This is a genomic window from Emticicia sp. 17c, assembly GCF_037153985.1.
In the GTDB taxonomy this organism is placed as follows: domain Bacteria; phylum Bacteroidota; class Bacteroidia; order Cytophagales; family Spirosomataceae; genus Emticicia.
Window position 1 is genome coordinate 1 of the sequence record NZ_JBBAYI010000015.1, and the last position, 11,929, is coordinate 11,929.

General features: G+C 37.6%; 11 protein-coding genes. 4 read left to right on the forward strand and 7 right to left on the reverse strand.

Annotated features, from left to right (window positions below; genetic code table 11):
- Positions 1-137: 137 nt before the first annotated feature.
- The 4 genes from WAA15_RS21810 to WAA15_RS21825 form a co-directional block, all read right to left on the reverse strand.
- The gene (locus WAA15_RS21810; protein ID WP_337044965.1) at positions 138-776 is read right to left on the reverse strand and encodes a hypothetical protein; all 639 of its coding nucleotides are present in this window, start codon (positions 774-776) and stop codon (positions 138-140) included.
- Positions 777-940: 164 nt separating this feature from the next.
- On the reverse strand, positions 941-1,840 hold the full coding sequence (locus WAA15_RS21815) for a hypothetical protein (protein WP_337044966.1): 900 nt from the start codon (positions 1,838-1,840) through the stop codon (positions 941-943).
- Between the two features lie 453 nt (positions 1,841-2,293).
- Positions 2,294-3,004, reverse strand: coding sequence for a hypothetical protein (locus WAA15_RS21820; protein ID WP_337044967.1), 711 nt, complete (start codon positions 3,002-3,004; stop codon positions 2,294-2,296).
- 2 nt (positions 3,005-3,006) lie between these two features.
- Positions 3,007-3,579: an RNA polymerase sigma factor gene (locus WAA15_RS21825; RefSeq protein WP_337044968.1), complete on the reverse strand. Its 573-nt coding sequence runs from the start codon at positions 3,577-3,579 to the stop codon at positions 3,007-3,009.
- Positions 3,580-4,275: 696 nt separating this feature from the next.
- Here WAA15_RS21825 and WAA15_RS21830 point away from each other — a divergent pair.
- The 3 genes from WAA15_RS21830 to WAA15_RS21840 are packed head-to-tail and all read left to right on the forward strand — an operon-like array spanning position 4,276 to position 7,598.
- Positions 4,276-4,716, forward strand: coding sequence for a response regulator (locus WAA15_RS21830; RefSeq protein WP_337044969.1), 441 nt, complete (start codon positions 4,276-4,278; stop codon positions 4,714-4,716).
- 40 nt (positions 4,717-4,756) lie between these two features.
- A complete protein-coding gene (locus WAA15_RS21835) occupies positions 4,757-5,362 on the forward strand; it encodes a biliverdin-producing heme oxygenase (protein ID WP_337044970.1) in 606 nt (201 codons plus the stop codon).
- Positions 5,340-7,598 (forward strand): ATP-binding protein, encoded by a 2,259-nt coding sequence (locus tag WAA15_RS21840; protein WP_337044971.1) that lies wholly within the window; start codon positions 5,340-5,342, stop codon positions 7,596-7,598. The genes WAA15_RS21835 and WAA15_RS21840 overlap by 23 nt, the downstream gene beginning before the upstream one ends.
- 80 nt (positions 7,599-7,678) lie before the next feature.
- Here the strand turns inward: WAA15_RS21840 and WAA15_RS21845 are convergent, their stop codons facing one another.
- From WAA15_RS21845 to WAA15_RS21855, 3 genes are all read right to left on the reverse strand, one after another.
- Positions 7,679-10,141 (reverse strand): outer membrane beta-barrel family protein, encoded by a 2,463-nt coding sequence (locus WAA15_RS21845; RefSeq protein ID WP_337044972.1) that lies wholly within the window; start codon positions 10,139-10,141, stop codon positions 7,679-7,681.
- 39 nt (positions 10,142-10,180) lie between these two features.
- A complete protein-coding gene (locus WAA15_RS21850; RefSeq protein ID WP_337044973.1) occupies positions 10,181-11,035 on the reverse strand; it encodes an SMP-30/gluconolactonase/LRE family protein in 855 nt (284 codons plus the stop codon).
- 67 nt (positions 11,036-11,102) lie between these two features.
- The gene (locus tag WAA15_RS21855; RefSeq protein ID WP_337044974.1) at positions 11,103-11,285 is read right to left on the reverse strand and encodes a hypothetical protein; all 183 of its coding nucleotides are present in this window, start codon (positions 11,283-11,285) and stop codon (positions 11,103-11,105) included.
- A gap of 78 nt (positions 11,286-11,363) precedes the next feature.
- Here WAA15_RS21855 and WAA15_RS21860 point away from each other — a divergent pair, with 78 nt between their 5' ends.
- Positions 11,364-11,921, forward strand: a complete 558-nt coding sequence (locus WAA15_RS21860) for a hypothetical protein (protein ID WP_337044975.1) — start codon at positions 11,364-11,366, stop codon at positions 11,919-11,921.
- Positions 11,922-11,929 lie beyond the last annotated feature (8 nt).

Below are 11,929 nucleotides of genomic sequence, written 5' to 3' on the forward strand. Positions count from 1 at the left end.
CAGTTCATCTTCCCCTTTTTTTTACAAAGATAGCTACAGCATTACATTTATACGACTACCAAAAACTAATGGGTGCCTAGTTTTATGCTAAGCACCCATGAATTTATTTTGTTTTTTATAATTATCAATATTTTTTTTTATTCAGTTGGCGGCGGAGGTGTTTTGGGGCCGCTTGTGCCAGGGGTCGGGTTGCCCCCAAAGCCATCAGAACGGCTGTGAGAAGTGCCTTTTTGACCAAGTATCTGTAAACTTCTTACATCAAAGAATGATTTTTCGGCATACTTTTGGGTCTCGTCAACTACAAGTGTTATTTTTATTTGTGTTACGCCGCCTAAGACATTATAATTTTCGTCCGAAACGGGTTTGAGGGTAATTCTAACTGGAGAATTAGTTTCTTGGCTATCAAAGGTGAGAATGGGCACTATAATATTATAGAGATTTTTGCTGTTGAGGGTATCGCTCACTTGAGCCGGATTCCCGAAAAGCTGATAATGCAGCCAGAAATTGTTGTGGCTGTTATGAATACTGATAAAGGCATTATCAAACTGGTTGATAAATAACTTTACATCGGCTGAAATAATGATGCTAGAAAAAAGATTGGTGAAGTTTAAATCTGCCAGTTCGTTTATAAGCGGTGAACTTAACGAATAGGCAACCATGGGGTTGTCTTGGTCTGACATCCTGAGAACGCCATCTTTTAAAGAGACTACATCTTTAAAGTGTTGAGGTCTTTCGATTTTCCAATTTTCAAAATCGGCTTTCCAGATTTGTTCCATTTTTTAAGGGTTTAGCGTTTATAAATTTTATTTACTCAATTGAGCCTAAGTGGTTGGGCATAGAAAAAAACAAACTTATAACCGGCAAATTTTCTTTGTCGGGTTAATTTAAAAATAGTTTGATTATTGAAAACAGACATTACAGTTTCTGACTGGAGCAGTTTTTAGGTTCTTGCACTAACTTTTTCGATAGCAGACGGAGTAACTCTGAACAAACCTAAGAAGTGTTTGTAACGCCCGGTATCACATTGCATAATGTTGGTAATAATGCTGCCAGAGAAATCCAGATTACTTACGTTGCATTGTCCGTTCTTGTGTGACCACACACCTGACGAATCGCGTCTGAAAAAATGATAATCATTGATTTTATTAGCAGAAATATCAGAAAGCGGTGAAGCCGAAAACAAAGCGATGCAGTATTCTGTACTATAATCAGAGATGGCTTGAATTACTTGTAGGCCATCTTGCAGGCAGTTGTAAATGATGTTGCCGAAGGGAGTCCGGTTTGGGTCGGTTCCATAAGGCTTACTCATTCCTTTAATATTCAGAGCATAAGTATAGCAATTGTTGTTAGTCAGCAATTGCAGGTTATTGTTCCATGTTTCGGGTTCAAAAGTGGGAGCCGATAAAAAGTCTGTTGAAGTGTTAGCAGGAACACTGTTAAAATTAAGAGCAGGCAGGTTTTGGTGTGAGGTATACTTGGCCTTTATACCAGCTTCTTGGTGCTTTAAAGAATGGTTTTGAAAGGGAGGTTGACTAATAAAATAATTAATTTGTTCGGTCTCAAAATGCTTGTTTATGATAGACCAGCTAATGTTATTGTTATAACCATTTGCGGCAATACCTTGTTTGATAACTATGTAGTCGGGTAGGTTTTCGTAGCTACCTTCCAGTATAGTAACTGACATACCGTTGTAACCTGTTATACAAACAAACGGGAGAGAGGTGTCTTTTTTGTCGGTCTTTTTCCTTAGAGATTCCAATGTGCTTATAGCCTCTTTTTCAATTAATTCGTACGACTTAATTTTATTAAAAAGAGCAATAGAAATTTTTATTCTTAACATACTTCTAAACAGGTCTTGGTCAAATGCTTATTTAAAATTGTGGGGAGGGTATAAAGCCTCAGTACTGTAAAGAAACGTTCTTTACAGTACTTATTTCATAAAGCTGACAATCGTTTAGACAAATACTACCACAATGGTATTTTATACCCTTATGGCTGGTTTAATAATCGGCACAGCAATGGCTAATAAGCGTTTAACTAAGTCTCACTAATTGTAAAAATTCTAGCAAAGTCGTATAAGGGCTACATCAGAATTAGATTTCTGTTATACGCTCTATTAGTCGTACATGTTAGGAGATAGGTAAACATAAATTTCAAAAAAAATTAAAAGAATATTTTTTACACCTGTATTGTATAAAATATCAGCGAAGTTTGAAAAGAATACATACAAAAATGCCACAAACAAAATATATGTTTGTGGCAAAGTGGCACACAAAGGTGCTATAAAAGGCTTTTACAAATGACGTTTTTCTAATTCCTGCCAGCCTTCCAGTTTTTCGGCTTTTATTTTTTCAACTAGCTTTTGCGCTTCATTGAGGTCATTGCCTTGTTTACGTTGTAGTAATGCAAGAGCATGATAAAAAACTCCCGGATTCGACTGCAAAGTTTGTTGCTCAAGGGTTGTAAAGCGTTCAATAGCAGTGTTATAGTTTTGTAGTCGTAAGTAGGCAATACCCGCATATTTTAAAGCATCGGTGTTGTTATGCTGGGCAAGGCTGTCGAATATAACGCTGGCTTTTTCGATTTCACCTTCGTTAAAGAGGCCTATGGCACGTTGTAGGTCGTCTTTTTCTGTCGACATCGTGCTACTTAGAATCATGAAGTTCTCACGAATGTAGGTATCTGCCAGTTCCTGCAAATCCGGTTTCGAGAAGTACCACAAGCTAAGGGCAAAAATAAAAACCGCGGCCACTGCCGACAACCAGTAGGTTGCCTGTTTTCGTTGCACCAAAAAATGCTGTTTGGGTTTTCTGCGTAATTTTTCAAACTCGGCCTTGCGCTGATTTCTATGAATCTGCATAAATCCATACTTTGTTTTTACATACAAGGCTACTTCTTCCGCAAATGCTTTGTCGGTAGCACATCTTTGTTCAAATTCCAGCCGCTCCTGAGTATTTAATTCATTATTAAAAAAGCTTTCAATGTAAGCTAATTCGTGTTTCATGGCTAAAAAATTTTTCTAAGTTTGTCGATACACCTCATACGGCTCACCTTTACTACATCGACAGAGTTATAAGATAATCTGGCCATGATTTCTTTGTCTGAAAAGCCATTGGCCCAAAGCAATAGTGATTCCTTACATTTTTCGCCTACTGATTCCAATCTTTGTAGTAACTTATCTTCTTCTTCTTCTTCAATAATTTGCTGAATAATATTTTGGGTATTATCACTCATCATAAACATTATTTCGGAAAGCAAAACGGTGTCGTAAGTTGGAGATGCTTTGTTAGTCGTCTTTTTTCTGAAAAAGTTAACACATTGATTAGAAAAAATCTGATATATATATGTTTTCAGAGAAGAACGTCCTTCGAAGCGTTGTTGTACAATATGGTCAATCACAGTTAAAACTGCATCTGAATAAACAGAGGCCGCTTCATCTTCTTCTAGATTATGTTTCCTAACACCTTCGTTAATTAAATATGAATATTTTTCGTAGAGCTTGTTCTCATGTTTTTGCCTTTCTCTCCCCCCTTGTAAGATGCCTTCAATGATATTTGAGTCATCAGCATTATTAAACATAATCAAATACTTATAAAATGGCTAAATGAATTCCCTTTAAAGATAAAAGATTATTATGGATAAATCCAAGACATTAAATAATTAAAGCAAATCGTCTCTGGTGCGCAAATGGTAAATACAACAAAGCTATTGTTATTGTTAAATCGGTACGATGACGAGCATTCTATTAACTTAAATCTCTTCATGAATCCCTAAAAGCCTCTGAAAAACAAAAAATATGATGGAAAACACATTGACCAAATCATAAGGGTTGCGCTTCTGAAAATAACACTAACAGGCTATGAAATACTGTTGGCGAACAGTGAGGCGTTTAGCTTATATCAATCAAATAGCTTTTAGAAACTTTAACAACATTTTGTAGCAACTTTTGTTATATAGCTTACGGCCCTTTATTAATTGCTGGCTTTTAAGGGTTTTTCCTGATTATTTTCGTATCATACGGTATAGCTTAACAAAGGTGTTCAAAAGTATTAGTGCAGGGTGTGTGATAGTAAAACCATGCTTTTATAGAAATATTGAAAAGAGCGTAATTGGTATAGGAAATCATAGTTTTGGACTATTTTTTCGGTGGTTTACAGGCTATTGATAGGAATTTTAAAATTAAAATTTATAACTTACGTATGATTCTTTAGTAAGGTATAATAATATTCTGAATCAGTATTAAGTTTTATTAGTATTGCCTCGTTTTTTTACTCCATGAAAACCAAAAACTATAAGATTTTTTATACAGATGACGATACTGACGATAAAGAAATTTTCAGAGAAATCATCAGTGAGATTCATCCTGACTCTTCCATTGAGTTCCAGAACGATGGGTCTGAATTATTAAGCCTCCTGAATAAAGAACCCATAAATCCTGATATTTTGTTTCTTGACCTTAACCTGCCTCAGACCGACGGCTTTCAGGTTTTAAGTGAAATCAGGAGGGATACCAAGAATAAAAACCTGCCAATCGTGATTATTTCTACCTCTAATGATATAGATTCTATCATGAAAGCAAGAGAATCAGGGGCAACTTTATATATTTGTAAACCTAATTCTTACAGTCAGCTTAAAACTATTCTTGCAGAATTGCTTAGTTTTAACTGGACATCATATTTAGGTTCACAGCATTTTAAAGAATTTGTTTATTGTTAGAGCAAATTCTTTCTGACTCTTAACAATGAAATAGTTGTTTATGAACCAAGAAGAAAATATTATTACTAAAATCCGAATTCACACAGCGCAACTTCATTCAGAACTGGAAAAAACATCTTTGTCGGCCTCGTTAATGGCTGAAAACGTATCTCAGCAAGACTACATCGCTTATCTGCAACGAATGAGAGAAGTAGTAGCTTTTTATGAAAAGAATGTATTTCCGGTTTTATCTGACACGCTGAACGATTTTCCTCGTCGGGAAAAACTGGTACTAATCGAGCAAGACCTCAATTATTTTTTGTCTCAGAGTACTGTTTTTAATACATTTACTGCACAAACTGTCATTCATGACTCTGTTCCTTATGCTTTAGGCTGTATGTATGTAATGGAAGGCTCTACGCTAGGAGGGAAAATAATACTGAAGCACATCAATAAAACCTTAGGTATAGCTCAGGCAGCAGGTGGAACTTATTTTACAGGCTACGGAGATAATACCGGGTATTTCTGGAAAACATTTTTACAAACATTAAGCGATTATTCGATGCAGAATGCTTGTGACGAAGAAATAATAAAAGGTGCTAAAGATACTTTTACAGCAATTAAAAATTACTTTGAGCAAGCGCATGAAGTTGAAAGATATAGTTAATCGTGAACTTGTAAACCTGACCAATTGCGAGCAGGAACCTATCCATATTCCGGGAAGTATTCAGCCGCATGGTTTCCTGATTGGCTTCACTAACGACTTCATTATAAGATATTGTAGTGAGAATATTAAGGTATTTATAGACCTTAATATTGAGGATGTGCTACAAAAACCTGTTGAATTTATTATAGGTGCTAATCAGTTACCCGAATTTCAGCATTATATCAAGAACCTGGAAAATAAGTTAACTACGCCTTTTATTCTTACTTTAGGTAATACCCAGTTTCAGTGTGTAATAAGCCAGAGTAATGATTTATTGATTGGTGAGTTTGAACCTGTTTCTGAACACATACCCCGCGTTTCGACGGTTTATGACCAAGCCATTAATTTTGCTAAATACATGAGTCAGGCCATGACCTTACAGCAGTTATGCCATAGTGTAGCGGCTGAAATCAGGTCATTAACGGGCTATGACCGCGTAATGGTTTACAGGTTTGATAAAGATTATAACGGCGAAATCTTTGCCGAAAGTAAAACCGATGAGCATGAGCCGTTTTTGGGTTTGCATTATCCGCACACCGATATTCCGATACAAGCAAGGCAACTGTATATCAAAAATTTGCTCAGGCTTATTGTAGACGTTAATTACTCGCCAGTACCGATTTTTACCAGAGAAAACACCGATAACAGTGGTTTAGACCTGAGTTACGCAACCTTACGAAGTGTGTCGCCAATTCATATCGAATACCTGAAAAATATGGGTGTGAGTGCTACGCTTACTATTTCGTTGCTGCATAATGGCCGACTATGGGGGCTTATAGCCTGCCACCATTACTCTGCCAAATATATTGACCACTACACCCGTGTAGCTGCTCAATTGCAGGGGCATTTTCTTACATCCCAGATTCAGGTGCGCGAAATGGCCGAAGAATATGCCGTATCGGCCAATATTAATAGGTCACTCGAAGCACTCCTTAACCAGACATTTGAGCCTAAAAGAGAGTCGTTGCAGGAATTAGTGCAACAACCGCAAATACTGGAAATTTGCCATGCTAGTGGGGTTGCAGTTATATTGAATGATGTGGTGTATAAAGCGGGTAAAACCCCTGACAATGCCTCTATTTTAGCAATTTCAGAATGGGCCGAAAAACAGGCATCTGCCGGAACTTTTGTAACGAGTGTTTTGCCTGATTCTTTGCCGGAAGCAGAAGCATACTGCGATACCGCCTCTGGTATTTTGTATTATCAGCTTGGAACCATCTATAACGAAACCATTATCTGGTTCCGCCCCGAAAGTTTGGAAGAAATTAACTGGAGTGGTGACCCCGAAAAAGCAATCGTGAAAGATATTAATGGCTTATCGCCAAGAAAATCTTTTGAAAAATATAGGCAGATTGTCAAATGCCGTTCTTATGACTGGACAAAAACAGAAATAACGGCTGCGGCTTCTTTTTCTTATTCGTTACAGAAGTTTATTACGCTTATATTACTTACTGAAGAAGAAAACCGACAAAAAGAATTAGCTAATCAATTAAGAGAGTCGAATCTTGAATTAGAAAACATTAGTTGGATAAGTACGCACGATTTGAAAGAACCTCTGCGGAAAATACAAATGTTTTCGTCGAGGTTGCTTGATTTGGAAAAAGATATATCGCCAACAGTGAGTAATACACTGAAAAAAATGAACGCTTCTGCCAACAGAATGCAAAAACTCATTTCTGATATTACTGATTACTCAAAAATCAGGCATTCAGATAAGTCATTTGAAAAAATAAATCTGGCTGAAATTGTCGGAAAAGTGCTGCAGGAATTTCAGGAAGAAATCGAAGAAAAACAGGTGGAAATCATTACTGAAAATCTCTCTGAAATTGCGGGTATTCCTGTAATTATCTATCAGCTTTTTAGTAATTTAATAGGTAACTCGTTAAAATTCAGCCAAGATAAAATACCTTCGCGCATAGTTATTAGTCAAGAACAGGCCCCTGTAATTGCTCCGCAAGTTGACGACCCCCGTTTATATACTAAAATTACAATTGCTGATAATGGCATTGGCTTTGAAAATGAATTCAATGACAGAATCTTTAAAATTTTTACTCGCTTGCACAATACCGATAAATATGAAGGTACAGGTATAGGGCTAGCTCTATGTAAAAAAATTATGCAACTACATAATGGGTACATTTTGGCAAAAGGCGTTAAAAATCAGGGTGCTACTTTTACCTTATATTTTCCTGCCTGATTGCATTTATATTCTATAAAAAACGCTGTTTGACTACAACTCAAACAGCGTTTTTTATTGTTTGCTATAATGTATAACTATTAAAATTCACCCTCGGCAGGCTCTTTGGTTTTTTTCTTGGCCTGATGTAAACGATAATTAAAAGTGAGGTTTATTTGTCTTAAACGCCCTTGACCTGAGCTTTCAGTAATAAAATTATCACCAATAGTAACCGAACGGTAAATTCTTGAATTAAAAACGTCGGTCACGTTAAGGGTAATAGTTGCATTGTTTTTCAATATATCTTTACTTACGGCCAAATCCATTACGGCAATTGCTTTACGACGGCCTTGTGGCGTTTGTTGTGGGGCCTCATAATTACCTCGTATCTGAAAATCTGTGTTTTGCCAGAAAGTAAAACGGGATGTCAGGCGTGTAAACCAGCTATATGTATCGCTTTGTAAACTGGCATCGAAATTGGTTCCGTTAGTAATAGCACGGAAAAAGTTAAAGCTGCCATCTATTTTCCACCATTTGTATGGGGTCAGTGATGAAGTAAACTCATACCCGAACGAGTTTTCGGTAGCCAGATTTTCAGGTCTTGTAAATGAATTACCTGCCCCATCAAGCCTACGAATACGTACAATCTTGCCATCAGTATATCGGTAATACAATGAAGAACTAATTGAGCCTTTCTCAAAATATTTAATATGCCCCAATTCATAAACATCTGTAAATTCAGGATTAAGGTCAGGATTGCCACTCCAGAAGTTACGGCTATCGCTGAAAGTCGAAAATGGGCTAAGGTCGTTGTAAGTTGGGCGACGAATACGGCGGCTATAACTGATTTGTACTGCGTTTTGTCTGGCAAAGTCGTAGGTAATATGTGCGCTCGGAAACAAGTTGTTGTAATTTCTTGGGTTTACCTCATTGGTTTTGCGCAGGGTAGTGGTTACGTTTGTCCATTCGGCACGTACACCCACCTGATACGAAAACTTGTTTGCTTTATTGCCTATAATGCCATACGCTGCATTGATGTTTTCTTCGTAGAGGAAATCATTTGTAAAACCAGCAATCGGAAACCATTCGCCATTTGTGCCTCTTTGCGTTAGCGCAAAATCGTTGGTCATGTCTCTTGAGCTACTTCTGGCTCCAAGTTCAAATTTCCCGTCTTTGCCAAATGGATGGGTATAGTCTACCTGAAACAGCAATTGTTTTTCTGTTTCATAGTTTAACGAGCGTTGTAGTATGGCAGGCACATCAGAAGCCGTGCCGTCGGGCTTGAAAGAAGCCTGATTATAATATTGGTCAGAGTCCTCCCAGTTATCCAGATACCTCACATCGGCAGTTAATTCATGACCTTTTCTTTCAAACTTACGTTTGTAAGTAAGGGCATACTCTGCGTTGGGTTCGGTTTCGGTTTCATCCTGCGTGCGGTTGGTAAGCCCCGTCGGATTATTGAGGCTATTGAGGTAGTCGCGGTATCTGATGTCAGAAAAACGCTTTCCTTTACTGATTCGCCATAAATAAGAACCTGTCAGAATATTGTTATCATTAAAGTAATAATCAATTCCGGCTCTGGCACTATTGTTCTGGCCTTTTAAATGATGCGTTGAGTTCTGTTGGGTAAGAAAAGTAGAATCGTTACGATAAAACTCCTGATAAAGCGAGTTTCTGCCCGGTGTATTCCGATACGAAGCGGTATAATTAACAAAGAAATTCAGGTTTTTGCGTCGATAATTCACGTTGGCAGCCACACCAAAATTAGTAGGATACCCCGTAATTATATCAAACGAACCATTAAAGCCTTCTTTTCGCTCTTTTTTCAGAATAATATTGATAATACCCCCCATGCCTTCTGCTTCATAGCGTGCCGAAGGGTTCGTAATAATTTCAATGCGTTCAATACTGCTTCCTTGTAGTTGTTGCAGGCCGCTTCCTCCTTTGATACTTACCAGACCTGAGGGTTTGCCATCGACCAGAATTCTAACGTTATTACTTCCGCGAAGGCTTACGTTGCCATCTACATCAACCGACACAGACGGCACATTGGTAAGAATATCAACGGCTGTGCCACCGGCGTTTGCCAAGTCTTTGCCTACATTAAATACACGTTTATCTAGCGACATCTCCATCGAGCTTTTTTCTGCGCGTACTTCTACTTCTTCCAGCGCACTGCTTGAGGTTGCTACTTTAAGTGTGCCTAAATCGAGCGGAGAATTGCTTGTTGTTAAAGCAATAGGGGGTGTCTTGGTTGGCTTATAGCCTATAAATTCGATTAGTGCATAATAACTACCCGTAGGGGCATCAATAGTAAAATCGCCTGTGTCGTTAGTAATATTACCAGCCACAAAAGTACTATCAGCTATTTTAAATAATCGTACACTTGCATAGGGTAGAGGGGTGCTTGTTTGTGCATCTACTATTTTTCCTTTCAGTTTAAGTTTGGCTGTATTCTGAGCCAATGAAACATCTGAAAGCACAAACGTAATCAGGAAATAAACAATAAAAGAGAATATTTTTTTGTTTAAAGGTATGGGTGTAAATTTTTGAAAGGTATTCATGAAACGGATTAATAAGTAAGGTAAGAAGCTACTTTCTGTTTAGTTCACTTTATATGCCACCACTTTGTTTTTCAGGAAAGTAGGAACTAATAACATTTTCTTAGCTGGAATATATTCAATGTCGGCTGTATTCATAGGTTTATCAACGGTATCAAGCAATAAACTGGTTTTGCCATCGGGGCTTACATGCCATATTTTCCCGCGCCATTCCGTAACAAAGTAGCCTTTCTTCCCATCAGATTCAATTCCGTCAATACCGCTTTTATCGGTTCCCATGCCTTCGGCAAATTTGCTCAGGTTTTTGGTTTTGGTATCATAGCTGAACAGAATACCCTCACCATTGCCAATCAGTAATTTGCCATTTTCAAAAAATAAACCATTCGGATTTTTTAAAGGTGCGCCATCCAGAATTTTTTCAAGTTTGCCTTGTTGTAGTTTCCATACACTATTAGCGCGCATATCGGTTACGTACACTATCTGGTTTTTCTCATCAACAGTAATATCATTCAGCATTTTAGCTTCGGGTACTTCATATTTGTTAACTACTTTGTTGGTAGTTAAATTAATTTCTGCCAGCGCGAAGAAACCCGCCACATAAAGTTTGTTACCCAGAATACCCATTCCCTTAATGGCGTTTAGGCCACTAGTCATGATTCTTTGCTGAATTTTTCCGTCTAGGCCTACTTTTGCCACAAAACTCTCCTGATTTTCGGGTACAGATTTACCATTGATACATGATACATACAGCACATTATTTCTGGAGTCATAAAGAACCGATTCGGGCGTAGTAAGGGTGGTATCGGTCTCCCATATTTGTGTTAATGTTGGCGTTTGAGCCTTTGCTGCGAAAACCACTATGCAGCAAATGGCTAAGGACGTAAACAAATTTTTCATAAAAATAGAGGTTAAATAGTCGTTTAAAATAGGCTTTTAAATGGGAATATTACAAATTATTTGCTGCTTAACCAAGAAATCTATCAGTAAAGTAGACTTCTGATAGCTTTAAATCGACCAACTTCTTTAACCATCCGAAAAACAGATTATGATTGTTTGATTTCTTAAAATCTCCAGAATCGTAATCACTTACCATTTTCTTACATGAGATTATTTGTGGTTTCCACAATGTGAGTATGTTCTTACTCATGTTTAATGAGTAGCCTGTAATGGAACAGGATTTTTACTTATAACATCATGCTATTTTAAATAACTAAATTATAAAGATATGAAAGACCACACAGAAAATAACTTTTATAGTCAGGATGACATAAAAGAGACAGATACTAACTCAAATCAGGAAAAAAACTGGGATGGCCCTCTGGCAGAACAAGCAAGAGAGGAAGAAAAAAAACAACAGGATATTGATAATCGTCTGGCTGATATAGCCGACCAGAATCAAGGTTCTGATAACCCTCCTTTACGAACTGAGCTTGACCCGCCAACCGCACCGGAGATTATCCCTGACCGTTCGCCGGACGAAATTAATTACCCGGGTAAACAGGGGTTTCCTACAATTGACCCGCCCGAGGCTACTTCATCGATAGGTAATGAAGATGGCAGAGAAGAAAAAGGAGATGAAGCACAAGAAGCACAAATGAAAGAAGAAGAGGACAGACAAGATAAAATAAAAGAAAAAGAGGCAGAACTGAGAGAGGCCCGTGAAGGACGCGAAGAAAGTATCAGGAAGTCAGAAGAGGGAAATATTACTGATAATCGGGGATATAACGAAATTCGTGAAAACTCACCCGTAAGTAGCGACCGAGATAAAGAGTTCCTGAATTAAGAAGTAAT